The organism is Aeromonas sp. FDAARGOS 1419 (assembly GCF_019047045.1).
GTDB lineage: Bacteria > Pseudomonadota > Gammaproteobacteria > Enterobacterales > Aeromonadaceae > Aeromonas > Aeromonas veronii.
The window spans coordinates 668,515-693,655 of sequence record NZ_CP077209.1 but is presented as its reverse complement, the minus strand read 5'-3'; the positions used below and the strand labels follow the sequence as shown (position 1 = coordinate 693,655).

The 25,141-nt window shown below is 58.7% G+C and carries 20 protein-coding genes; 13 read left to right on the top strand and 7 right to left on the bottom strand.

Translation table 11 applies throughout. The features are described from left to right. Positions 1 to 108: 108 nt before the first annotated feature. Positions 109 to 1,038 carry a TIGR01212 family radical SAM protein gene (locus I6L49_RS03020; RefSeq protein ID WP_042083735.1) on the bottom strand — a complete coding sequence of 310 codons (930 nt, stop codon included), beginning with the start codon at positions 1,036 to 1,038 and terminating at the stop codon, positions 109 to 111. A gap of 611 nt (positions 1,039 to 1,649) precedes the next feature. Between I6L49_RS03020 and gltB the strand changes: the two genes are divergently transcribed. Both gltB and I6L49_RS03010 read left to right on the top strand, forming a co-directional pair. After that, positions 1,650 to 6,107 (top strand): glutamate synthase large subunit, encoded by a 4,458-nt coding sequence (gene gltB / locus I6L49_RS03015; RefSeq protein WP_216950584.1) that lies wholly within the window; start codon positions 1,650 to 1,652, stop codon positions 6,105 to 6,107. A gap of 12 nt (positions 6,108 to 6,119) precedes the next feature. Next, complete coding sequence (locus tag I6L49_RS03010; RefSeq protein ID WP_005346752.1) at positions 6,120 to 7,535, top strand: FAD-dependent oxidoreductase; 1,416 nt, start codon at positions 6,120 to 6,122, stop codon at positions 7,533 to 7,535. 75 nt (positions 7,536 to 7,610) lie between these two features. Here I6L49_RS03010 and I6L49_RS03005 read toward each other — a convergent pair whose 3' ends face one another. Further along, complete coding sequence (locus I6L49_RS03005) at positions 7,611 to 8,189, bottom strand: O-methyltransferase (protein ID WP_159157104.1); 579 nt, start codon at positions 8,187 to 8,189, stop codon at positions 7,611 to 7,613. Positions 8,190 to 8,476: 287 nt separating this feature from the next. Here I6L49_RS03005 and I6L49_RS03000 point away from each other — a divergent pair, with 287 nt between their 5' ends. Both I6L49_RS03000 and I6L49_RS02995 read left to right on the top strand, forming a co-directional pair. Then, entirely contained in the window at positions 8,477 to 9,772 is a 1,296-nt protein-coding gene (locus I6L49_RS03000) for a DEAD/DEAH box helicase (protein ID WP_005337380.1), read from the top strand. 98 nt (positions 9,773 to 9,870) lie between these two features. Beyond that, complete coding sequence (locus tag I6L49_RS02995) at positions 9,871 to 10,521, top strand: DUF2913 family protein (protein WP_216950583.1); 651 nt, start codon at positions 9,871 to 9,873, stop codon at positions 10,519 to 10,521. A 94-nt stretch (positions 10,522 to 10,615) separates the two neighbouring features. Here the strand turns inward: I6L49_RS02995 and I6L49_RS02990 are convergent, their stop codons facing one another. From I6L49_RS02990 to I6L49_RS02980, 3 genes are all read right to left on the bottom strand, one after another. Beyond that, on the bottom strand, positions 10,616 to 10,855 hold the full coding sequence (locus I6L49_RS02990) for a FeoC-like transcriptional regulator (RefSeq protein WP_216950582.1): 240 nt from the start codon (positions 10,853 to 10,855) through the stop codon (positions 10,616 to 10,618). Further along, entirely contained in the window at positions 10,852 to 13,122 is a 2,271-nt protein-coding gene (feoB, locus tag I6L49_RS02985; RefSeq protein ID WP_216950581.1) for a Fe(2+) transporter permease subunit FeoB, read from the bottom strand. The genes I6L49_RS02990 and feoB overlap by 4 nt, the downstream gene beginning before the upstream one ends. Before the next feature lie 127 nt (positions 13,123 to 13,249). Next, positions 13,250 to 13,477 (bottom strand): FeoA family protein, encoded by a 228-nt coding sequence (locus I6L49_RS02980; protein ID WP_005337384.1) that lies wholly within the window; start codon positions 13,475 to 13,477, stop codon positions 13,250 to 13,252. Positions 13,478 to 13,596: 119 nt separating this feature from the next. Between I6L49_RS02980 and I6L49_RS02975 the strand changes: the two genes are divergently transcribed. The 9 genes from I6L49_RS02975 (at position 13,597) to drt4 (ending at position 22,609) form a co-directional block, all read left to right on the top strand. After that, complete coding sequence (locus tag I6L49_RS02975) at positions 13,597 to 13,926, top strand: translation initiation factor (RefSeq protein ID WP_005350971.1); 330 nt, start codon at positions 13,597 to 13,599, stop codon at positions 13,924 to 13,926. 259 nt (positions 13,927 to 14,185) lie between these two features. Further along, positions 14,186 to 14,743 (top strand): TMEM165/GDT1 family protein, encoded by a 558-nt coding sequence (locus tag I6L49_RS02970; protein ID WP_005346773.1) that lies wholly within the window; start codon positions 14,186 to 14,188, stop codon positions 14,741 to 14,743. A 163-nt stretch (positions 14,744 to 14,906) separates the two neighbouring features. After that, positions 14,907 to 15,845, top strand: a complete 939-nt coding sequence (locus I6L49_RS02965) for a DUF2157 domain-containing protein (protein WP_216950580.1) — start codon at positions 14,907 to 14,909, stop codon at positions 15,843 to 15,845. Continuing rightward, on the top strand, positions 15,838 to 16,842 hold the full coding sequence (locus tag I6L49_RS02960) for a DUF4401 domain-containing protein (protein ID WP_216950579.1): 1,005 nt from the start codon (positions 15,838 to 15,840) through the stop codon (positions 16,840 to 16,842). The genes I6L49_RS02965 and I6L49_RS02960 overlap by 8 nt, the downstream gene beginning before the upstream one ends. Further along, on the top strand, positions 16,839 to 17,357 hold the full coding sequence (locus I6L49_RS02955; RefSeq protein WP_042056215.1) for a GDYXXLXY domain-containing protein: 519 nt from the start codon (positions 16,839 to 16,841) through the stop codon (positions 17,355 to 17,357). The genes I6L49_RS02960 and I6L49_RS02955 overlap by 4 nt, the downstream gene beginning before the upstream one ends. Before the next feature lie 71 nt (positions 17,358 to 17,428). Beyond that, the gene (locus tag I6L49_RS02950; protein WP_005359739.1) at positions 17,429 to 18,175 is read left to right on the top strand and encodes an ABC transporter substrate-binding protein; all 747 of its coding nucleotides are present in this window, start codon (positions 17,429 to 17,431) and stop codon (positions 18,173 to 18,175) included. Between the two features lie 130 nt (positions 18,176 to 18,305). Further along, entirely contained in the window at positions 18,306 to 19,052 is a 747-nt protein-coding gene (locus I6L49_RS02945; protein ID WP_216950578.1) for an ABC transporter substrate-binding protein, read from the top strand. A gap of 139 nt (positions 19,053 to 19,191) precedes the next feature. After that, positions 19,192 to 19,947: an ABC transporter substrate-binding protein gene (locus I6L49_RS02940; protein ID WP_042056222.1), complete on the top strand. Its 756-nt coding sequence runs from the start codon at positions 19,192 to 19,194 to the stop codon at positions 19,945 to 19,947. Positions 19,948 to 20,980: 1,033 nt separating this feature from the next. Next, positions 20,981 to 22,609, top strand: coding sequence for an antiviral reverse transcriptase Drt4 (gene drt4 / locus I6L49_RS02935; RefSeq protein WP_216950577.1), 1,629 nt, complete (start codon positions 20,981 to 20,983; stop codon positions 22,607 to 22,609). Between the two features lie 257 nt (positions 22,610 to 22,866). Here the strand turns inward: drt4 and I6L49_RS02930 are convergent, their stop codons facing one another. Continuing rightward, positions 22,867 to 23,508 carry a hypothetical protein gene (locus tag I6L49_RS02930; protein WP_216950576.1) on the bottom strand — a complete coding sequence of 214 codons (642 nt, stop codon included), beginning with the start codon at positions 23,506 to 23,508 and terminating at the stop codon, positions 22,867 to 22,869. A 119-nt stretch (positions 23,509 to 23,627) separates the two neighbouring features. Beyond that, on the bottom strand, positions 23,628 to 25,004 hold the full coding sequence (gene cysS / locus I6L49_RS02925; RefSeq protein ID WP_041208491.1) for a cysteine--tRNA ligase: 1,377 nt from the start codon (positions 25,002 to 25,004) through the stop codon (positions 23,628 to 23,630). Between the last annotated feature and the right edge of the window lie 137 nt (positions 25,005 to 25,141).

Sequence of the window (25,141 nt, the reverse complement as noted above, 5' to 3'; positions counted from 1 at the left end):
TTATGGCGCACCACTATATCAACCGGCACGTATCAAAACTATAGTTTAGGGTATGAAGTTTTTTATATAACCCTATGTTTTACGTGAAAATAATAATCTGGCGCTCAATTATAGGTCAGGAAGTATGAAGGGTCTGCCCAACGCGTGACCTTGCGGGCCATTCAATGAGAGTGCTTTGGCAATGTCCGCCATGGCCGTCCAGCGATTTTCACACCAGGCTGGCGCCAACAGAGTTGGACGGCGCGCGGAGGCCGAAATCCGGTGATACACCACCTCGGGCGGCGTGTGCTGGATCATGGCAACGGCCGCTTCCACATACTGCTCCAGCGTCAATACCTCAAGCCGACCCGCCTGCCACGCTTTGCCAAGAGTACTACCCTCAACAACATGAAGCGGATGCAACTTGATCCCCTCAACACCGGTCTCAACGATGCGATGCAGGGTATCGAGGCTGTCCATCGGCACCTCCCCCGGCAGGCCGACGATCAGATGAGCACATACCTTGATGCCGCGCTGATGGGCACGTCTTACCGCATCCTCATAGGCGGCATAACCATGGCCGCGGTTGATCCGTTGCAGGGTCTTGTCGTTGGCGCTTTGCAGCCCGAGCTCCAGCCACACCTCGTAACCCCGGGCCTGATAGCCCGCCAACAGATCCAGCACCGCATCCGGCACGCAATCGGGGCGAGTGCCCACACAGAGCCCCACCATATCGCTCACTGACAGCGCCTCTTCATACATCCGCTGCAGATATTCGACCTCGGCATAGGTGCTGGTATAGGCCTGAAAGTAGGCAAGATAGCGTTTGGCACGGGTGACTTCGTCCCGGCGAGCCAGCAGTTGTTGCACCACGGAGAGTTGTTGGGCCGACTCGTCGGCAAAAGAGGAAACGTTGCAGAAGGTGCAGCCACCACGACCCAGGGTGCCGTCACGGTTCGGGCAGGTGAAGGCCCCGTGGATGGAGAGTTTGTGGATCTTCTGACCATGACGTTGCTTGAGATCCTGACCGAATGTATTGACGAGTTCGTGTAACTGCATGACACCTCCGCTAAAGGAGCGCCATTGTACGAGCTTGCGTAAAACAGGGGCTGAGCTGGATCAAGCTAGCGGAGAGGGTAAAACATATAAATACCCGACCAATTTTGAATAAATATAGAGAAAAAGCGCAAAAAAAGGATTTTTACAGTTCTTTGACGATTCAAACAGTAAACATCCATATGAAAATGAGACCTGATAACCCACTGTTGAACAATGAAAAATTCAAAGAGACCCGACAGCACACAATTGCAAGCATGGGATATTGAAAATGTGATCCCTTCCGCTGTCGGCCACATCGGGTTGGTAAAATTACTACATTTGCCCATCGTCGCCGAGCGCACCATTGAGCCCGCCAATGACGATATATTTAACCAACAAAATCAAACTACACAGAATAAACACTCCATAAATGCGAGCGAATCCCCCTAACCCGACATTTTGTTATGCGAATGTAACCATGAAGACAAACCTGACCTGCGATTGACCTCGCCAGAAAATCCCATTAGTTTGGAGATTCGCCACGTCAGGCAGACGGAACCACAAGAGCCAATCGCAATTTATGCAGTCAGGTGATGACTGTGCGATACAAGGCCGAGCAAGGGAGAAATGCAATGTCACTATATGATCCAAAGCTGGAGAGGGATAACTGTGGCTTCGGCCTGTTGGCCCACATGGAAGGGGAAGCCAGCCACAAGCTTGTCCGTCTCGCGATGTCAGCATTGGCTCGCATGCAGCACCGCGGCGGGATCTCCGCCGATGGCAAGACCGGCGATGGTTGCGGTCTGCTGCTGCAAAAACCGGACAGCTTCTTCAGAGCTGTCGCCGAGGAGAAGGGATGGCACCTTGGCCGCAACTATGCGGTCGGCATGCTGTTTCTCAACCCTGACCCCGTATTGGCCCAGCAGACCCGCGACATCATCGACGAAGAGCTGGAAAAAGAGACCCTGAGTCTGGTCGGCTGGCGCAAGGTGCCTGTCGATACCAACGTTCTGGGTACTATCGCCAAAGCCTCCCTGCCCAGCATTGAACAGGTTTTTGTCAACGCCCCGCCCGGCTGGGTCGACAAGGATCTCGAGCGCCGTCTCTATATCGTGCGTCGCCGCATCGAAAAGCGCGTCAACGATGACTACTTCTACGTGGTCAGCCTCTCCAACCTGGTCACCGTCTATAAAGGGTTGTGCATGCCGGTGGACTTGCCGCGCTTCTATCTGGATCTCGCCGACATCCGTATGCAGGCGGCCATCTGCGTCTTCCACCAGCGTTTCTCCACCAACACCAGCCCGCGCTGGCCGCTGGCCCAGCCGTTCCGCTATCTGGCCCACAACGGCGAGATCAACACCATCGCCGGCAACCGCCAGTGGGCCAAAGCGCGCAGCTACAAATTTGCGACGCCGCTGATCCCCGATTTGCAGGAAGCGGCCCCCTTCGTCAACACCACGGGGTCAGATTCCTCCAGTCTCGACAACATGCTGGATCTCTTCCTCGCCGGTGGTATGGACCTGTTCCGCGCCATGCGCTTGTTGATCCCGCCTGCATGGCAAAAACACCCGAACATGGATGACGACCTGCGCGCCTTCTACGACTTCAACTCCATGCACATGGAGCCGTGGGATGGCCCCGCCGGTATCGTCATGACCGACGGCCGCTACGCCACCTGCGCGCTGGACAGAAACGGCCTGCGTCCGGCCCGCTATGTCATCACCAAGGACAAGTTCATCACGCTCGCGTCCGAGGTCGGCACCTGGGACTACACCCCAGACGAAGTGCTGGAGAAGGGCCGAGTCGGCCCGGGCGAGCTGTTCGTGGTGGATACCAGCAACGGCAAGGTGTGGACCAGCTTCGAGATCGATGACGATCTCAAGACCCGCCACACCTACAAACAGTGGATGGACAAACATTGCCGCCGACTGGTCCCCTTCGAGCAGATGGACGACAGCCAGACCGGTAGCCGCGAGTTCTCCGACGACCAGCTGAAAACCTATCAGAAGCTGTTTGGCTACTCCTTCGAGGAGCTGGATCAGATCATCCGGGTACTCGGTGAGAACGGTCAGGAAGCGGTAGGCTCCATGGGAGATGATACCCCGATGGCGGTGCTCTCCTCCGGCCCGCGCACCCTTTATGACTACTTCCGCCAGATGTTTGCCCAGGTGACCAACCCGCCCATCGATCCGCTGCGGGAGAACCACGTGATGTCGCTGGCCACCTGTATCGGTCGCGAGCAGAACGTCTTCAACGAGACCTTCGGCCACGCCCACCGCGTGCTGTTCCAGTCGCCGATCCTGCTCTACTCCGACTTCCACCAGCTGCTGGCACTGGAAGGTGAGTACTACCGTCATCAGGTGATCAGCCTCAACTTCAAGCCCGAAGAGGGGCTGGAAGCGGCCATCGTGCGCATCTGCGACGAAGCCAAAACTGCTGCCAAGAGTGGCACCGTGCTGCTGGTGCTGTCGGATCGCGATATCAGCGCCGACACCCTGCCGATCCCGGCCGCCATGGCGGTGGGTGCCGTGCAGCGCACCCTGGTGGACAACAACCTGCGCTGCGACGCCAACATTCTGGTGGAGACCGCAAGCTGCCGCGATCCGCACCACTTCTCGGTGCTGCTGGGCTTTGGCGCGACCGCCATCTACCCCTATCTGGCCTACGAAACCCTGGCCAAACAGGTTGAAGAGGGCGTGCTCACCATGTCCCTGCGCCAGGCCATGGTCAACTACCGCAACGGCATCAACAAGGGGCTCTACAAGGTGATGTCCAAGATGGGCATCAGCACAGTCGCCAGTTACCGCTGCTCCCAGCTGTTTGAAGCGGTGGGTCTGGCTAAGTCGGTGGTCGATACCTGCTTCCGCGGCGTATCGAGCCGTATTCAAGGCGCCGATTTTGCCGACATCCAGCAGGATCAGCACAATCTGGCCCGTCAGGCCTGGCTGGTGCGCAAGCCCCTCCCCCACGGCGGCCTGCTCAAGTTTGTCCACGGCGGCGAGTACCACACCTACAACCCGGACGTGGTGCAGACCCTGCAAACCGCGGTGCGCTCCGGCAACTATGCCGATTACAAGGAGTACGCCCGTCTGGTGAACGAGCGCCCGGTTGCTACCTTGCGCGATCTGCTGGCCCTGAAGAAGGTCGACAATCCGGTCGCGCTGGATCAAGTGGAGCCAGCCGACAAGCTGTTCCCCCGCTTCGACTCCGCCGCCATGTCCATCGGCGCCCTCGGACCTGAGGCCCACGAGGCGCTGGCTGTTGCCATGAACCGCCTCGGCGGTCAAAGCAACTCCGGCGAAGGGGGCGAAGATCCCAAGCGTTTCGGTACCGAGAAGAACTCCCGCATCAAGCAGGTGGCTTCCGGCCGATTCGGTGTCACCCCCCACTACCTGATGAACGCCGATGTTGTGCAGATCAAGGTGGCGCAGGGTGCCAAGCCCGGCGAAGGTGGCCAGCTGCCCGGTGACAAGGTCACCGCCCAGATCGCCCAGCTGCGCTATTCCGTGCCCGGCGTGACCCTGATTTCACCGCCGCCGCATCACGACATCTACTCCATCGAGGATCTGGCCCAGCTCATCTTCGACATCAAGCAGATCAACCCGAGCTGTCTGGTGTCGGTGAAACTGGTCTCCGAACCCGGCGTCGGCACCATCGCCTGCGGCGTGGCCAAGGCCTATGCCGACTTCATCACCATCTCCGGTTATGACGGCGGCACTGGCGCGAGCCCCCTCACCTCGGTCAAATATGCCGGCTCCCCGTGGGAGCTGGGTCTGGCTGAAACCCAGCAGGCGCTGGTCGCCAACGGCCTGCGCCACAAGGTGCGGCTGCAGGTGGATGGCGGTCTCAAGACCGGTCTGGACATCATCAAGGCAGCCATCCTCGGCGCCGAGAGCTTCGGTTTTGGCACCGGCCCCATGGTGGCGCTCGGTTGCAAATACCTGCGTATTTGCCACCTGAACAACTGTGCCACCGGCGTTGCCACTCAGGATGAGAAGCTGCGTCGCGAGCACTTCACCGGCCTGCCGGAGATGGTGATGAACTACTTCAAGTTCATCGCCGAGGAGACCCGCGAGCTGATGGCCCAGCTCGGCGTCACCCAGCTGACCGACCTGATTGGCCGCACCGATCTGCTGGAGGCCCTGCCCGGCCTCACCGCCCGTCAGGCCAAGCTGGATCTCTCCGGCATTCTGGCCCGTCCGGTAGCACCAGCAGGCTCCAGCCTGTTCAGCCAGCAGCACAACCCCACTTTCGACAAGGGGCCGCTCAACCTGAAAATGGTGGAGGATCTGCAGGAAGCGGTGGAAACCTCAAGCGGTGGCGAGTTCCGCTACGACATTCGCAACACCGACCGCTCGGTGGGTGCGCGTCTGTCCGGCGAAATCGTCAAACGTCACGGCAATCAGGGAATGGCGGCGGATCCGGTCAAGGTGCACTTCAACGGCACCGCAGGCCAGAGCTTCGGCGTCTGGAACGCGGGTGGCCTTGAGATGATCCTCACCGGTGACGCCAACGACTACGTGGGCAAGGGGATGACCGGCGGCAAGCTGGTGATCAAGCCCCATGTCGGTGTGGCGTTCAAATCCCATGAAGCGGCCATCATCGGCAACACCTGCCTCTACGGCGCCACCGGCGGCAAGCTCTACGCTGCAGGCACTGCCGGCGAGCGTTTCGCGGTGCGCAATTCCGGCGCCCTGGCGGTAGTCGAGGGGATTGGCGACAACGGTTGTGAATATATGACCGGCGGCATCGTCACCGTGCTCGGCCAGACTGGCGTCAACTTCGCGGCGGGTATGACCGGCGGCTTTGCCTACGTGCTCGACGAGTGCGGCAACTTCGCCAAGCGCACCAATCCCGAGCTGGTGGAACTGCTGGACGTGGCGGATCTCGCCATCCATCAGGAGCACCTGCGCGGCATCATCACGGCGCACCTCAATGAGACCGGCAGCTCGCGCGCCGAGGAGATCCTGGCCAACTTCGACTCCTATGTGCCCAAGTTCAGGCTGATCAAACCCAAGTCCAGCGACGTGAAATCGCTGCTGGGTCACACCAGCCGTTCCAGTGCAGAACTCAGAATCCAGGCGCAATAAGGAGGGAACCCTATGAGCCAGAACGTATTTCAGTTTATCGATGTGCAGCGGGTCGACCCGCCCAAGAAGCCGCTCAAGATCCGCAAAATCCAGTTTGTGGAGATCTACGAGTCCTTCAATCAGCCGCAGGTACAGATGCAGGCGGATCGCTGCCTCGAGTGCGGCAACCCCTACTGCGAGTGGAAGTGTCCGGTCCACAACTACATCCCCAACTGGCTGAAACTGGCCAAAGAGGGGCGCATTCTGGAGGCGGTGGAGCTCTCCCACCAGACCAACAGCCTGCCGGAAGTGTGTGGCCGGGTCTGCCCGCAGGATCGCCTCTGTGAGGGCTCCTGCACCCTCAACGATCGCTTCGGCGCGGTGACCATAGGCAACATCGAAAAGTACATCACCGACAAGGCGTTCGAGATGGGCTGGAAGCCCGATCTCTCGAACGTGGTCAAGACCGGCAAGCGGGTCGCCGTCATCGGCGCCGGCCCTGCGGGCCTCGCCTGTGCCGACGTGCTGGCACGCAATGGCGTCACCCCGGTGGTGTTTGACAAATATCCGGAGATCGGCGGCCTGCTCACCTTCGGCATCCCCTCCTTCAAGCTGGAAAAAGAGGTGATGCAGCGTCGCCGCGAGATCTTCCAGGGGATGGGCGTGGAGTTTCGTCTCGAGACCGAAGTGGGCAAGGACATCACCTTCGCCGACCTGCTCGGCGAGTTCGATGCGGTCTTCCTCGGGGTCGGCACTTACAAGTACATGAAGGGCGGCTTTGCCAACGAAGAGGCGCCGGGAGTCTATGACGCCCTGCCCTACCTCATCGCCAACGCCAACCGCTTGCTGGGGTTCGAGAAGGCGCAAGCCGACTACATCGACTTCGCCGGCAAGCAGGTGGTGGTGCTGGGCGGTGGCGATACCGCCATGGACTGCGTGCGTACCGCCATCCGTCAGGGAGCCGCCAAGGTGATCTGCGCCTATCGCCGCGACGAGGAGAACATGCCGGGCTCCAAGCGGGAGGTGAAAAACGCCCGCGAGGAGGGGGTTGAGTTCATGTTCAACCTGCAACCGGTAGCGGTCGAGCTGGATGCCAGCGGTCGCACCGTCGGCATCAAGGTGGTAAGCACCGAGCTGGGTGAACCCGACGCCAATGGCCGCCGCAATCCGGTGGTTATCGAAGGCTCAGAGCAGGTGCTGGCTGCCGATGCGGTGGTGATGGCGTTTGGCTTCCAACCCAACCCCCAGCCCTGGATGGCGGAGTTCGGCATCGAGCTCGACAACCGGGATCGCATCAAGGCGCGCGAGCAGGCGGAATATGCCTTCCAGACCAGCAATCCCAAGGTGTTCGCCGGTGGCGATGCGGTACGCGGATCCGATCTGGTGGTGACTGCCATCTACGAAGGGCGCAAGGCAGCCGAAGGGATCATGGACTATCTGGCGGTCTGATCCGACCGACCAAGACCCTGATGCGCTTTCACAATCAGCCTCGCCAATGCGAGGCTGATTTTTTGTAGCTACCCCCTACAAACACACCACCAGCCACTCCCCCTTGCCGACCGGCACCAGCGAGGTGGCAAAGGCCGGATCCTGCCCGACCTCGTTCATCCACTCCTCCATCTCGCTGCGATGGGAGATGGCGTTATCAACCACCAGCAGGCCACGGGGTGCCAGCAGGCGGCGGATCTGCGGCCACCATGCCCGGTAGTGCTGACGATCCGAATCGAGGAAGATGAGCTGATAGCCGGCTTGCGGCAAGGTCGGTAACAGCTCACTCGCATCCCCTGCCAGCAAGGTTACCCAGGGGGCCAGCCCTGCCCGCTGAAAGTTGTCATGGGCCAGCACGCGCTTATCCTCATCCAGCTCAATGGTGGTAACGTGCCCCTCCAGCCGACGCACAGCTTCTGCCAGCCAGAGTGTGGAGTAACCATTGGAGGTGCCGATCTCCAGCACCGCCTGCGCCCCACGGGTCTGCACCAGCACTGACAGCAACTCCCCCGTGTCACGAGTGATATTGAGCAGCTTGCGGTGGCGTGCCTGCTGCATGCTGTCATTGCGCTCGCCCAGCTGCTCCAGCTGGCGTTTTAACTGTTCCAGTTCCATCGATATCCCTTTCGTCCTTGCCCAAATCCGTTCACCCACTGCTCTTGGCTTGGTCTTTGGGAGTCAAATGATTGCTTTCAACCGCTATTCACACCACAAAGGATGAGAAAAGGACAACCATTTGAGGCAGAATTTGTGACGTCTATCTGTTACACTTCGCGCCCGCCATTTTCCGGCTCACTCTCTGACTTGATGTCAGGCGCAGCCGTCGGTGGTTACAACCTCCGTCTCGCTCATGCCGAGCTAACCAAGCCAAACACAGCCCAGCTGGAACACAGGAACCCATTATGAGATTTGAATCGTTCGATTTTGCCCCCGAGATTTTGCGTGCTGTCTCAGATTGCGGTTATCAGGAGATGACCCCTGTGCAGCAACAGGCGATCCCGGCCATTCGCCGTGGCCGCGATGTGCTGGCCAGCGCCCAGACCGGTACCGGCAAGACCGCCGCCTTCGCCCTGCCCATCTTGCAGCGTCTGGTAGACAATCCGGCTCCGGTCCAGCCTTCCAACGCCCGTGTGCTGATCCTGACCCCGACCCGCGAGCTGGCGGCTCAGGTGGCGAGCAACATCAATGACTTCGCCAAGTATCTCGATATCACCACCATCACCATCGTCGGCGGTGGCAAGCAGGACGTGCAGGCCAAGAAGCTCAAAGCGGGCGCTCACATCATTGTGGCCACCCCGGGCCGTCTGCTGGAGCACCTCACCGCCTGCAACCTCAGCCTCTCCGGCGTCGAGTGTCTGGTGATGGATGAAGCGGATCGCATCCTCGACATGGGCTTCAGTGCCGATGTGCAGAAGATCCTGCAAGCGGTCAACAAGACCCGTCAAAACCTGCTCTTCTCCGCCACCTTCTCCGACGCGGTGAAGAAGCTGGCCAACCTGATGCTGGACAGACCGCAGATCGTCAGCGTCAACAAGCAGAACTCCACCGCCGACACCGTCAGCCACACCGTCTATCCGGTCGAGCAGAAGCGCAAGCGCGAGCTGCTCTCCGAGCTGATTGGCAAGCAGAACTGGCAGCAGGTGCTGGTGTTCGCCAGTACCCGCGAGAGCTGTGATGTGCTGGTCGAGGAGCTGAACCTCGACGGCATCAAGTCCGCCGTTGTCCATGGCGAGAAGGCCCAGGGCAACCGTCGCCGCGCCCTGCGCGAATTCATGGAAGGCAAGGTACGGGTACTGGTCGCCACCGAAGTGGCCGCCCGTGGTCTGGACATTCCGGATCTGGAATACGTGGTCAACTATGATCTGCCGTTCCTGGCGGAAGATTACGTGCACCGCATCGGTCGTACCGGTCGTGCCGGCAAGCGCGGCATGGCCATCTCCTTCGTCAGCCGTGAAGAGGAGCGCACCCTGCTGGAGATCGAGGCCCTGATCGGCCAGAAGATCCGCCGCATCATGGTGCCGGGCTATGAGGTGAGCAGCCGTGACGAGCTGATCAAGCAGTTGCAGGAGCGTCGCCGCTTCGGCAAGCGTCCGCAGCGTGAAGATAACGCCGTGGCCCAGGTGATGGCCGAAGCCAAGCTGCAGGGTCAGCGCCTCAAGCGTCTGGCTGCAGCCAAGAAGCCCCGTCAGCCGAAATAAGGCGGGCAGTTGCTCTATTGAACCGCAAAGGCGCCACTGGCGCCTTTGCCATCTCTGTCATCGGTGTTGGCCCCTGGTGGTCAACTCAAGGATTGCTTATGACCTCTCCGACCTACAATCAGGCCCTGTTCGAGATGGCCACCCAGAGCTTGGCCGAACTGGCTCGCACCGCCGAACAAAAAGCGGGCAAGCGCACTCCGGCCCAAGAGAGCCACTTTCTCTGCACCTGGATGGCCGACTCCCTCAAAGAGAAGCGCTTCTCCCGTCTGGTGATGGAAGATTTGAAAGCTTGGGTGCAGCTTGGCCGCACTCTGGGTGCGGGCGCCGATCTCAAGGGATTGCTGGAGCGCATCGCCTTCCAGTACCAGTGCGCCATGACCAACCCGCAACAACTGGGGGCCAAGCTGGCTGCCCTGCTGGAGGAGCTCTCAGCGGCAGGCTGGCTGGTGCTGACCGAGAGCGAAGTGAACGCCAAGCTGCGCCTGCAATCGGGCGGTCAGGCGAGTCTGGTGGTAAGCCATAGCGAATATGAAGGCCATATCGAGGACGGTGAGCTTGTCAAACCCCTCACCCTCTATGTGCGCGGTGACGAGAAGGTGCTGGCCGAGGCGGCCTTCAAGCACGGTCTGCTGCTGAGCCAGGGCAACAAGAAAACCACCCTGGTCAAACACCACAAAGCCTACCGGCTGATGCCGGACAACGCCCAACCGGCGCTGGCACTGCTGAGCGAGGCTCGCCAAGGCGCCTGAGCCCGCCTGTCTTCAGCAATAAAAACGGCAGACCCTTGCGCAGGATCTGCCGTTTTTCATTGTTCGATGTTTGGTGATGAGGTTGAGTAGTCGTTTAGCGGATCTTGAATCCAATCTGGCCCGCGTCACACCACTCGAACATCACCTCCTCACTCTTGCCGCAGCAACTGCCACCACAGACCCGACTCTCGCGCTTGATGACCCGCCCCTTGCGCATCCAGACGCCGAGCATGGCCTCCACCGCATCTTCCGAGGTGTGGAAGTGGCGAGCCAGATCACGCCGGCGCACCTTCTGCTGCGCGGCGAGGTAATCCCCCAGCTCGCGCAGGATCATAAGGTCACCACCTTGCGGGCAACGATGTCACCGTGACGGCGACCGGCCCACCAGAGCAGTACCAGAGAGAGGCCATAGCTGACGATCCAGAACAGGCTCTGCTCCGGGTGAGCGGCGAAGGTCGCGACCTGATAGAAGAGGGTCGCGCACATAAAGGCCATATAGTTGCACCAAGCGGCGGTAAAGAGCGCCCACTGACGACCGGTTTCCCGCACCAGCGCGCCCATGGCGGCGGCGCAAGGCATGTAGAGCAGTACGAACAATAGGTAGGCAAAGGCACCGGCCGCCCCGTCGAAGTGGGTCTGCATATTGCCGTAGGTGGAGACATCTACCTCCTGCGCCTCGGCGGCAGCTTTCTGGTCGTCGAGGTTGCCAACATCAAGCCCCATGGGGTCGCTCGGGTTGATCTCCGCCAGATTGGCCGCCACGGCATCGATCGCCTCGTGGAAGCTGGCCACCAGCGAGAACTCGCTCTCCTCCTCTGCATCGCCACCACCGGCGTAGAGGCTGTTGAGGGTACCGACCACCGCCTCTTTGGCGAAGATACCGGTGACGATACCGACCGTGGCCTGCCAGTTGTCATCGCGTACACCGATGGGGTGCAGCACCGGGGTCACCGCCTGGCTGATCTTGCTCAGGACCGAGCTCTCCTGCTCCTGATGGCCAAAGCTGCCATCGGTACCCAGGGAATTGAGCACGCTCAGCACGGCAACCACCAGTACGATGGTTTTACCGGCGCCAAAGACGAAGGATTTGAGCTTCTGCCAGGTCTTGATGGCAACGTTGACCGGCCGCGGCCACTCGTAATCCGGCATCTCCATCAGCATGGAGTCGCTCTTGCCCGGCAGCAGGGTGCTGCGCAGCAACAGGCCGGTGAGCACCGCCACCAGAATGCCGATGAGGTAGAGACCGAACACCAGGTTCTGGCCAGACTCGGGGAAAAAAGCCACCGCAAACAGGGCGTAAACCGGCAGACGGGCACCGCACGACATAAAGGGGGCCATGGCGGAGGTCATCAGCCGCTCCCGCTCGGAGTTGAGGGTACGGGTCGCCATCACCGAGGGGACGGTACAACCAAAGCCCATCAGCATCGGTACGAACGCCTTGCCCGGCAGGCCGAGGCGGCGCATCAGGGCATCCACCACGAAGGCGGCACGGGCCAGATAGCCGGAGCTCTCCAGCACCGCGAGGAACAGATAGAGGCAGCCAATCACCGGAATAAAGGTGGCCACGGTCTGCAAACCAACGCCGAAGCCGTCTGCCAGAATGGCGCCCAGCCACTCGGGGGCATTGACCAGCCCCAGCAGGTGGTGCACCCCATCGACAAACAGGGCGCCGCCCATGATGTCAAAGAAGTCGATAAAGGCGCTGCCGACGTTGATGGCAAACAGGAACATCAGGTACATGACAAACAGAAAGAAGGGGATGCCAATCCAGCGATTGAGCAGCACCCGATCCAGCCACTCGCTCTGGGCCTCGGTGAGCTTGCCCTTCTGCTGACGAGCCTGTTGTACCCACTGGTGGATATGGCCGTAGCGAATATCCGCCAGCTGCAGGTCGATATCCTGTCCCTGATGGGCGCGAGCCACAACATTGGCGGCGGCCGCCTGCTGACCGGGCAGCAGGGTCTCCTGCATCACCGCATCCTCTTCCAGCAGGCGCAGGGCGCGGCCACGGGTAGTGAGGTGATGCGGGGCGAGCAGCGTCTCCAGCTCCGCCAGATCGGTTTCAAGCGCGTGGCCGTAATCGAGCAGCAAGGCGGCTTGCGGCTGACCGATAAACTGGCGGATCTGCTGCTTGAAGGCGGCAACCTGCTTGCTGTTGTGAGCAGAGAGGGCCACTACAGGGCAACCGAGGGATTTGCCGAGCTTGCTCTCGTCGATGACGATGCGGCGTTTTTGCAGGATATCCAGCTTGTTGAGCACCACCACCATGGGCAGGCCCAGTTCGCGCAGTTGCAGCGTGAGGTAGAGGGAGCGCTCCAGATTGGCGGCGTCTATGACGTTGAGCAGCAGGTCGGGTTGTTGGCCCTGGGCAAAGCGGCTGGCGATCTGCTCGTCCAGACTGCCATCCTGACTGGCCAGGCTATAGATGCCGGGCAGATCCATCAGCTTGAAGTGATGCTCACCCGCGCTGAACTCACCCGTCTTCTTGTCGACGGTGACACCACTCCAGTTGCCTACCTGCTGGCGGGCGCCGGTCAGGGCGTTGAACAGGGAGGTCTTGCCGCTATTGGGGTTACCTACCGTTACCAGGGAATAATTCATACCAGCTCTACCTCTATTTTCTTCTGAACCCGCCGCGCGTGTGGCAAGCCGCTTTGCAGGTTCGACTTCTTGTCTCTGAACCGCTCCCAGTGACGTTTCTGAACGGGAGCGGCAGCCGAACAGGGGGTTATACCGGCTCGACTTCTATTTGCTGGGCCAGACTCTTTTGCATGGAGAGACAGATCCCCTGGCACTGGATCTGGAGCGGGTCCCCCAAGGGGGCGGAGCGCAGATAGATGACTTCAGTCTGGGGCAACAGGCCCATCACCATCAGTTTGCGGCGCAGCGGCCGGGCGAGCTGATTCATATTCTTGATGCGAGCACTCTGTCCCGGTGACAACTGCGTGAGTACCATGACTGACTCCTGAAGTTAAACAATAATAATTCGCTTTTACTTGGGGCATTATAAGCTGTGTCTTCAACTTTTATTTGAGTAAAATCAAACTCCGCTTAGCTAACCCATAAAGTATTGCCATGAGTCACGACAACAACAGCCGCCTCGTTTACAGCACAGATGGCGGCATGATCAAGGAGCAGAGCGCTCCCCAATCCGCCTCCCCCTTCCCCACCGACGGCACCGTGCGCATTCGCCGCGAGACCAAGGGGCGCAAGGGTGCCGGGGTGATCACCATTCATGGCGTACCCGCCGAGCAGCAAAAATCCCTGGCCACCCTGCTCAAGAAAAAATGCGGCACCGGAGGCGGTATCAAGGAGGGAGTGATCGAGATCCAGGGGGATAAACGGGACCTGATCAAAACCGAGCTGGAGAAAGCCGGTTTCAGCGTCAAGCTGGTGGGTGGCTGATCCCCTTGTCACTCATGCGGTTTTTCCCTAGAATGCCCGCTCCCATCGAGGGGGAGTAGTCTCGCACGCCGGTGCCATCCATTGCATGAATACCGGTTTGCGACCCTGATCAACATACTTGGTGCCAAATCACCATGGTCAGGGTGATCCATGCCAGCCATGGATTTGACAAGACCTTTGACGGGCCAGTGCCAATACCGGGGACGGATGGCGCAGGCTTGTCTTTGGTTTATAACAATTCCGTCCCCCGGTCATTTTTATGGAAGCCTTGTTAACCTCAACCCTCAGCGTCGCTATTGCCGAAATCGGCGATAAAACCCAGCTGTTGGCGTTGCTGCTCATCTGCCGTTTTCGCAAGCCCTGGCCCATCATCGCCGGCATGCTGGCGGCTACCTTGCTCAACCATGCGGGCGCTGCCTGGATTGGCGAGTTCATCAGCCGCTGGCTCGATCCCAAGATAATGACCTGGCTGGTCGCCATCGCCTTTATCGCCATGGCTATCTGGATTTTGGTGCCAGACAAGATGGATGACGAGGAGAGCCCGCTGGATAAATACGGCCCCTTTATGGCCACCTTCGTGCTCTTCTTTATTGCCGAGATTGGCGACAAGACCCAGATCGCCACCGTGCTGCTGGCCGCCAAATATGACTCGCTGGTGCAGGTCATTACCGGGACCACCCTCGGCATGATGCTGGCCAACGTGCCTGTGGTGCTGATCGGCAAGCTGGGGGCGGACAAGCTGCCGCTCAAGGGGATCCGCATCGCCTGCGCCATTCTCTTCGTCGGCCTTGGGGTGAGCACTCTGATCTTTGCCTGATGGCCCGTATCCGATGACCAAGCCCTCCCCTGTGGAGGGCTTTTTTGTTTACTGGTGTCTATTGCGTAACCCGCTGTCGCAACCACCAGCCGCAGAGCCAAGGGGCAGTGCACGGTTGCGGGTGCCTCATGCCATAATGGGGCAAACCTCGCGGAGTCCCCCCATGCACAACGTATCAAGAGAGACGCTTCTCGAATGGGTCAAACAGGGACGGCTGGCGCCAGAGAAGCTGGCGGACGCCCTGACCCTCGCCGATCTTCCCCCCCATCCGGTGCGCTGGCAGTGGCTTTTTGACCGGCTGTTGCTCTGGCTCGGTGCCCTCTGCATCGGGGCTGGCCTCATCTTCTTTGTCGCCTTCAACTGGCAAGAGCTGGGCCGGGTCTCCCGCCTTGCGCTGCTGGAGGCGCCGCTGCTCGCCATGCTGCTTCTGCTGTGGCGCAAACCGCTGGGGGATACCCCCCGTCAGGCGCTGCTGCTCGCTATCGCCCTCAATATCGGCGCCCTGCTGGCGCTGGTGGGTCAAACCTACCAGACCGGTGCCGATCCCTGGCAGCTGTTCGCCACCTGGGCGCTGATGCTGGTGCCACTGGCGGCATTTGGCCAAAGCCCCCTGCTCTGGACCTTAAGCTGGCTGCTCGGCCAGCTGGCGCTGGTGCTCTTCTGGCGGCTCGGTTTGTTCACGTTCTTCTTTACCTTCGATGAAGAGGGATTGGGCTGGTGCCTTACCCTGCTCAACGCCGCCCTCTGGGGTCTGCTTCTGCTGGCGCCAAACCGCTGGCGCCTGATGCCAAGCTGGCTGGCGGGCCTGGCCGCCGGTCTGGGGGCCACCCTGCTCACCCTGCTGGCGCTGTTTGATGCCGCCTCCCCGCTGGTGTGGCCGCTCTGGCTTGGCTGGCTCGCTGCGGCCTATGCCTTGTGGCACCACAGATTTATCGCCGGACTCGCCATGGGGTGCCTCAGTCTGATTGCCGTCATCCTCGCGGCGCTGGGCAAGTGGATGGAGCCCGACATCAACGGCTTCTTGCTGCTGAGCCTGATTGCCATCGGCCTTTCTGTCACCGCCGCCCGCTGGCTCCAACAACAACGGAGGTCTCATGAGTGATCTGACCCTTTGGCAAGCGCTGCAACAGGCCAATCTGGTGGAAGGAGAGATGCCCCGTGATACCCAACCCCACTGGTCGAGCCGCTTTCTGCTCGGGCTGGTGGGCTGGATTGCCGCCCTGTTCCTGCTCTTTTTCCTGTTTCTCACCTTCGAGCAGCTGACCCGCGAGGCCAACAGCGCCCTGCTGCTCGGGGCCGTGCTGCTGGCGGGGGCCTACGCCCTCAATCGCAGCCAAAGCGGCGATCTCTGGGATCAGTTCGTGCTGGCCCTCACCCTGGCGGCCGATGCCTGGCTGCTCTATGGCCTGCTCGATCAGCTGGATCTCCATCACGCCCTGCTCTGGTTTGGGTTGTGCCTGCTCTCCCTTGCCATCGCAGTGCTGTTCGATCACTGGCTGGTGCGGCTGTTTCACAGCGTGGCGGCGGCCCTGCTGCTCACCCTTGGCCTCGCTTGCCTCGGGCTGCAACTGCTGGCGCTGCCGCTGGTGATGGCGGCCATCACCTTCTGCTGGCTGCGGGCAGATAGGGAGCCAGAGCGCCACCAGCTCTACCACTCCATCACGCTGGGGCTGGCCCTCTCCCTGCTGGTGCTGGGCCGTCTGCACCATCCGCTGTGGGATGGCGGCAGCAGCGTGCTGGACGAACTGGGGCTTTCCCGCCTGCCGCTCTGGCTCAATCCCCTGCTCTGCGCCGCCCTGCTGCTGGCGGTGATGGTGAAACTCAAGCTCCCCCTGCTGTTTGGCCTGCCGCTGGTGCTGATCAGCGCCATCATCCCCGGCATGGGGGCGGGCGCACTGGTGCTGATCCTCGGGTTTTATGCCGGCAGTCTGGGGCTGATGACACTCTCGGCCCTGCTGTTGCTCGGCTATGGCTCGCTCTATTACTACGATCTGGGGCTCACCCTGATGACCAAATCCTGGCTGCTGCTTGGCTCCGGCATCCTGCTACTGGGTGCCCGCCAGCTGCTCACCACCTTTGCGGCAAGGAGCGACTCATGAAACCCGTCACCCGACAGCTCGCCCTGTTACTGAGCGGCCTCGCCATCCTGGCAGGCATCAATGCCACCGTCTGGCGCTATGAGCACGCCATGAGCAGCGGCGAAGTGGTGCTGCTGCGGCTCGCTCCGGTCGATCCCCGCTCTCTGATGCAGGGGGATTACATGCGGCTCAACTATGAAATTGCCCGCGAGCTGACCAGCCGCGACGCCCAAACTACTCAAAACAAGGGCAGCGACACCCTGGTGATCCGCCTCGATGCCCATCAGGTGGCCACTCTGGTGGCCGATGGCAAACCGGATCGACTCGCCAGCGATGAGCGGCTATTGCAGGTGCACCAGAGCGAGCGGCAGTGGCAGATCGGCCCCGATGCCTACTTCTTTGAAGAGGGCACGGGGGAACAGTACGAAGCGGCCCGCTACGGCGAGTTCCGGCTGCAAGCGGATGGCAAGACCCTGCTGGTAGGGCTGCGGGATGAGGCCTACCAGCCCATCGGGCAGATCCGCGCCCGCTGGTAACGGCAGTGAGTGGCTATTTACTCTGTTCATGGTCACACTCAAGGGAAGGTTGATCGCTAAGGATGTTCCCAATGAGGATATGGCTGATCTGTCATCTGTTGCTGCTCTGCTGGGCCTCAACGGCCCGGGCTGATCTGGGCAAGCTCGAGTACCTCACCGAAGAGTACCCCCCCTACAACTTCAGCGATCCGCAAGGCCAGCCCACCGGCCTTGCGGTCGATCTGCTGCAGATGATCTGGCAACACAGCGGCGTGACGCCCCAGCCGGTGCGCATCCTGCCCTGGGCGCGGGGTTATTACTTGCTAACCCAGAAGCCCAATGTGGTGCTCTTCTCCACCGCCCGCACCCAGGCGCGGGAGGATCTCTTCAAGTGGGTCTGCCCCATCGGCTACTCGGAGTACATACTGCTCGGCCGCAAAGCGCAGAACATCACCCTGACCGCCTTCGATCAGATGAGCCAGTACAAGATCAGCGCGGTGCGCTCGGATGCCGCCGAACAGCTGCTGCTCAACAACGGCATGGATGACAACAACATCATCCCGGCCAACCGCCTGTCGCAGGGGTTGAAGATGCTGCTCTCCGGCCGCGCCGACCTGCTCGCCACCAGCAAGCTGGCGGGATATGACGCCATCCGCGAACTGAAGCTGAGCAGCGACGACTTCAACGTGGCCATGGTGCTGAGCGCCGAGCAGCTCTGCTACGCCTTCAGCCGTCAGGTGCCAGACAGCGAGATCACCCTCTTTCAGCAGGGCCTGACCCGCGCTCTCGCTTCGGAAGAGTTTCGCAAATTGCAGGCCAAATACCTGCCGGTGCGCTGAGCACTCACTCACCCGATGGGCAGCGGTTCGCTGCCCATTTTATTGATGAAAGATGCAATAGAGGTGGCTAGCTATTCCCGCCACAAGCAGTCAAACTGGGCTACATAGTTGATTGCGAAGGATCTTTCCCGTGCGGACATGGCACCTACCTCATCTGCTACTGCTCTTGTGGGCCACCTTCGCGCAGGCCGATCCGGGCAAACTCGAGTATCTGAGCGAAATCTCTCCCCCGTTTAATTTCAGCGACCAGCAAGGGATGCCGACCGGATTGTCGGTAGATCTGATGCAGCTTATCTGGAAAGCGCGGGGCGTGTCGCCGCAGCCCATCCGCATTCTGCCCTGGGCCCGGGGCTACAACCTGCTGCAACAAAAACCCAATGTGGTGCTGTTTGCCACCGCCCGCACCCCGCAGCGGGAAGCGCTTTTCAAGTGGGCCTGCCCCATCGATCACTCGGAATTTGTGCTGCTGGGGCGCAAGGCGGACAACATCACCCTAGGCTCCGTGGCCGAGATCAGCCGCTACAAGGTCGGCGTGGTGCGCTCCACCGTCTCCAAACAGCTGCTGCTCGAACGCGGTATCGATGAGCGCCAGCTGATGCTGGCCAACCGCCTCACCCAGGCGGCCAAAATGCTCACCTCAGGTCGCGCCGATCTGTTTGCGACCAACAAGCTGGCGGGCTATCAAACCCTGCAACAACTGGGCTTCAAGCCGGATGACTTTCATGTCGCCTTCGTGCTGGATGCCAGACCGCTCTGCTACGCCTTCAGCCGTCAGGTGCCCGACAGCGAGGTCGCCCTCTTTCAGCAGGCGCTGACCCACGTCGTCGCCTCGGCGGATTTCTCGGCCCTGCAAGCCAAATACCTGCCGCTGCGCTAACGCCCTGATCGCCGCCGACATAGGGCGCTGGATGGGACTGTGCAGCCGCGCTTTTTTGCCAAACATGCTCCGTCGCCTTGGCGAAATCGGCCAGCTTGGTCACACTTGAGCAGATATTCCCTTGATCAGGATGGCAAAAATGAAACCATGGATTGGATTGGCCGGGGCGCTGCTGGCCACCCTCGCACAGGCGAGTCCTGAGCTCGGCAAACTGCACTACATCACCGAAGAGTACAAACCCTACAACTACGCCGATGCCAGCGGCGCCCCCACCGGCCTCGCGGTCGAGCTGCTGCAACTGGTGTGGAAAAAGACCAATACCCCGGCGCAACCCATCACCATCATGCCGTGGGCGCGCGGTTACTACCTGCTGACCCAAAAGCCCAATGCGGTGCTCTTCTCCACCGCCCGCACCCAGGCGCGGGATCCCCTGTTCAAGTGGGCCTGCCCCATCGGGTATGCCGAGATCGTGCTGGTGGGGCTGGCCGATCGCAATATCACCATCACCAAGCTCGACGATGCAAAGGCGTTCAATATCGGGGCGGTGCGGGCCGATGTGGGGGAGCAACTGCTGCTCAACAACGGCTTTGACGAGACCAAACTGATGGCCGCCAACCGGCTGGCACAGGCGCTCAAGATGCTCACCTCAGGCCGGGTCGATCTGGTCTCCACCAACAAGACCACCATGGAGCAGCTGATCGTCGAGCAAAAACTCGATCCCGCCCGCTTCAAGGAGCAATGGGTACTGAGCTCGGAGCAGTTCTGCTTCGCCTTCAGCCATCCGGTGAGCGACGAGCTGGTCAAGGAGTTCCAGACCGGCTTGACCCAGGTGCTGGCGAGCAGCGAATACCCGCTGCTGCACAGCAAATACTTCCCAACCCCCGCCGCCAAATAGCGACGTCGAACGCCAACAACAAGGGGCCCACCGCGGGCCCCTTCGCTTTGTTCCGTTTGCGCTCCCCTCTTTTTACCGTTTGCGTCCCCCTCGCGGCGTCACCCCACCGCCCTGCCACGACCAAACCCCGACAACCATCAACTAATCACTAATTAATAAAAGTTTGTGCCAGCGCAAAAAATCACTCTTTTCTGATAGTTAGCTCATCAAAACCATAGATAAGACCACTTTGGCTCCGTAATATGGCGACGGGCGTCTGTTGACCCCTTTTCCGAGATCAATGGTCAACGGCGCAATCTGGTAGCGACAGTCAGGGGCGGTAGCCACTGTTGCGGAGACCAGCCGGTCTCCTGCGCCTGCGCCAAGGTAACCGTCCCCTCTCCCCTTGCGGGAGAGGGCTAGGGTGAGGGGTCACTAGCCTGATGGGCATGACTTCGTCATGCAGGACACGAGGGCGTTGCCCTCGACGGGGTTTCGCCGCCGCTGCGCGGCTTGGCGAGTGACTTTTCTTTGCGTGGCCAAAGAAAAGTCACCAAAAGAAAGGCCACCCCCACTTGTTCGCCCTCCTGCGTCGGGTTCCCTCGGTTCACCCGTTTGTCCCACGGCACGCGCCGATGGGCCATCCATGGCCCAGCGGCGCTCGCTCGGCGTCCTGCCTCGCGGCCTGGACAGACGGGCTCACCTCGGCGAACAACAGGGGGCAACAGCCAGCCCGCAGCCCCGAGGCTGGTTAACAGCATCCGGTGTATTCGAGGCTGTGATCGGGAGAGACGTTATCTCTGATCCAGCCCCTCACCAGCCATATGGTGAGGCCAAATTGCCGCACTGATGAAACAATAATCATCAACGTGGTTGCATGGGTAAAAAAATCATTATGAGAACAACAGCAAGCGGCACACATCCCTATCGGGGAATGGCTTTATATTGAAGGCCCGATAGTGAGTATTTCACCGTAATAACTCCTTATTTCTCGAACGTCCGATTACGCTTCGCTAATCGAACCTACGGCCCTTATTTATACAGGAAATTAAATATGTTTATTGAAGGTGGCCAAGAAGAAAAAAGATTACTTATTGAAGCACTTTCTAGATACAATTACTTCCCGAATCAACGATTAGGGTTAAGTGAACTACCTCCATCATTTGACTCGAGACAGTTTACTCCAGAAGTCCTGACATCCCTCGTTAAATTACAAGCAACAAAAGTAAGAAAAACTTTAGGGTATAGTCTTACAGAGTATCGCTCAACAAGATTCAATAACATTCCTAGATTACTTGGAATTATTCATCCAAAAGCTTACTCACATCTTGCAAGCTGTATTCACGAGAATTGGGATGAAATAAGAAAAATAACAAAAAACCATTGCAGCCAAATAAAACCAACTTTTCATCACAATGAAAAGCGCCTACTTGTCATGAATTACGACGATCCATCAGAAAAAATTAGACGAGCCCTATGTGCTGAGTTTACAAAGCGTTTTAGAGTACATGCAGATATTAGCAATTGTTTTCACAGCATATACACACATGCAATTCCATGGGCCATTGTTGGTGTTGAAGAATCTAAAAGACGACTCAAAGAAAACGAGAAAAAATCTTGGCCTGAAGATTTAGATTTTCATCAAAGAAGAACCAAAAGAAATGAAACACAAGGTATACCAATTGGCCCTGCCACATCAAGTATCTTGGTAGAGGTTATTTTACAATCCGTAGATGAAGCGCTAAATCGAAAAGGATATCACTTCATAAGGTATATCGATGACTACACATGCTATTGTGATACAAATGAACATGCTAATGACTTCATCTTGGATCTAGAAAATTACTTATCTATCTACAAACTCACCCTGAACTTAAAGAAAACATGGATTGAGACATTACCAGCGCCAACAGAAGATGAGTGGATATTAACATTAATTTCATTCCTCCCTAGCAGATTGGCCAATGAACATGACGGTGAAAATAAATTAACAACATCAGAAACGTTGACATTCATAAATCAAGCAATTCGTTTAAATAAAACAACGCCTGATGGTAGCGTGTTGAAATATGCCATAAGCATCATTCTTAATCACATTGATGATTATGCTGCAATCAACTTACTGGATTCTGTTATAAATTTATCTTGGCACTACCCCGTTTTAGTCCCCTTAATTGATAGAATCATTGACCTAACAAATTATCCTGCTGAACAGATACTAGAGCAACTGAATAAGATAATCGATATCAATGCACTTTCAAGACGGTCAGATGGTATGTGCTGGCCATTACACATAATGTTGAAACATAATTTAACATGCGATGAATCAACTGCAGATAAAATTATAAAAAGCCAAGACTGTGCCGCATTATCTCTATTGTTAGAGCAAAATGAACACAACAATAAAATTATTGACTTTACAAACGAAATAGTATCGTCAGATATATACACTAAAGATAACTATTGGCTATTGCTATATCAAATGTATTACAAGGGAATAATTGATGCACCCTACCAAGAAATAGAGGAAAATGCTGTCTTTAAGACTTTAAAACAACATAACGTAAATTTCATACCTAGAAACTCTAAAACTAAACATGAAGAAAAATGTGATGAAATTCTCAGAGAGATACAAGCTGAACAGCTCAAAGATATTTTTTCAAACACACCTGTTGAGTTTTAATTATTTACCCCCTCAATCATAGATTTCACATTTCTCTATTCGGTACCTACGTGTGATAGGCACTAAAGATTAGAACGAAAACCAACAAAATATTTTCCGTTGGCTAATTCTGTTTGGCTTCAAAAAATCACTTACCAAGCAGCGCTTGCAGCGGCGAAACACCATCGAGAATGGTATTTTCACCCCAAAAAAACCGCAGCCTTGAGCTGCGGTTTTTATTTCTATTCCCCAAACACACTTCTATCCCAACCAAAACCCTATTTCCCCAACCCCTTGCACTGCTCTCCCCCTGCGGCGGGATAGGCGGCGAGCGTCTCATAGAGGGCGGTGCGCAGGCTGCCGGATTGGCAGAAATCGCAACTACCACCTGCATCGATATCTGTGATGCGGGCGCCCTGCAGCCCGTCCAGTACCAGATAGGTGCTGACAAAACGGTAGGTGCCGCTGGGGGCGTCGAGCGGGGCGCCCGGCTCGCCAAAGGTGAAGCGCACCTTGACCTCGCTGCGATCCCGGCTGCCAGCGATGGCGCGAGACGAGAGGATCTCCGAGCCCAGCAGATTATCCCAAGCGTTGGGCAGGAAGGGGTTGCCCTCAGCAAAGGGGGGCTTCTCGTCGGGGGCCTCGCGGGTGGCTATTTCGCGCGCCCTGGAGGCGGCATTGAGCAGGCAGAGCAGCTCGGGGGAGACGATAGTGGGCAGCGCACCGCCAAGATTGCTCTGATAGAGGCCGCTCGGTTTGACTTGGCGCTCCCAGCCGAGAAACTGGGCAACCTTGGCCTTGGCACGGGCACTGGCGGCCGGATCGAGTTTGCCGCTGGTGGTGGTGCCCGCATGGGCCGGGGTGATCAGGGCCGCCGCAGAGAGGGCCAGTGCCAGCACGGGCCAGCTGGATATCTTCATGGTGCCATCTTCCTTGTGTTCGCTTGCATGGGCCGCGCTTTGAACAAAGCGCCGGGCCCTGAAAAAAAAGAGCGCAGCCCAAGGGCTGCGCTCTGCATCAGGTCGTCAACCAGCGGGCCTTAAGCACGGCGCCAGCTGGTCTTGCCGGCGCTGTCTTCCAGCACTATGCCCATCTCGGTGAGACGGTTACGGGCGGCATCGGCAGCGGCCCAGTTCTTGTCGGCACGGGCCTGATTGCGCTCGGCGATCAGGCGCTCGATTTCGGCGACCTCTTCGTCCGCTTCGTCACCCTTCAAGAAAGCCTCGGGGTCTTGCTGCAGGATACCGAGCACGGCGCCCAGCTCGCGCAGACGGGCGCCCAGCGCGGCGGCAACGGCCATGTCTTCACCCTTCTGGCGGTTGATCTCGCGCACCAGATCAAACAGGGCGGAGTAGGCTTCCGGGGTGTTGAAGTCGTCGTCCATGGCCTCCTTGAAGCGAGCCACCTGCTCGTCGCCACCGGCAGCGGCCGCCACCGGCAGATCGCGCAGGGCGGTGTACATGCGCTCCAGCGCGGCGCGGGCTTGCTTCAGGTTATCTTCCGAGTAGTTGAGCTGGCTGCGGTAGTGGCCAGACATCAGGAAGTAACGGACGGTTTCGGCGTCATAGTGGGCCAAAACGTCGCGGATGGTGAAGAAGTTGCCAAGGGATTTGGACATCTTCTCTTTATCCACCATCACCATGCCGCTGTGCATCCAGGTGTTGACGTAGTCGCCTCCGTGGGCGCAGCAGGACTGGGCGATCTCGTTCTCGTGGTGCGGGAACTGCAGATCTGAGCCGCCGCCGTGGATGTCGAAGTGGTTGCCAAGGTGCTTGGAGTTCATGGCGGAGCACTCAATGTGCCAGCCAGGACGGCCCGGGCCCCAGGGGCTTTCCCAGGTCGGCTCGCCGGGCTTCGACATCTTCCACAGCACGAAGTCGAGCGGATTGCGCTTGGCATCGACCACGTCGACGCGGGCACCGGCTTGCAGCTGCTCCAGATCCTGACCGGAGAGCTTGCCGTAGTCGGCGTAGGATTCGACGATAAACATCACGTCGCCGTTATCCGCCACGTAGGCGTGCTCTTTTTCCAGCAGGGATTGCACCAGCTCGATGATCTCTTCGATATGCTGGGTGGCGCGCGGTTCGATATCCGGGCGCACCATGCCGAGGGCGTCGAAGTCGGCGTGCATGTCGCCGATCAGACGCTCGGTCAGCTCGTCGCAGGTCACTTGGGTCTCGGCGGCACGCTTGATGATCTTGTCATCCACGTCGGTGATGTTGCGCACGTAGGTGAGGTCGTAACCGGCGTAACGCAGGTAGCGAGCGACTACATCAAAGGCGACGAAGGTGCGGCCGTGGCCGATATGACAGTGATCGTAGATGGTGACACCACACACATACATGCCCACCTTGCCCGGGTGGATAGGTTTGAATTCTTCTTTTTGACGAGTGAGTGTGTTGTATATCTTCAGCATCTTCTAACCACTGCCTGTGAGTAAAATGGTTGGTCATAATACCCCGTTCAGGGGCAGAAAACGAGGCAGAAAAGCGGGCCAATCCCGCCTGCCAGCACGGTTACGGCGCCAGAGAGACTATGCCGCCAGCCCCTGAT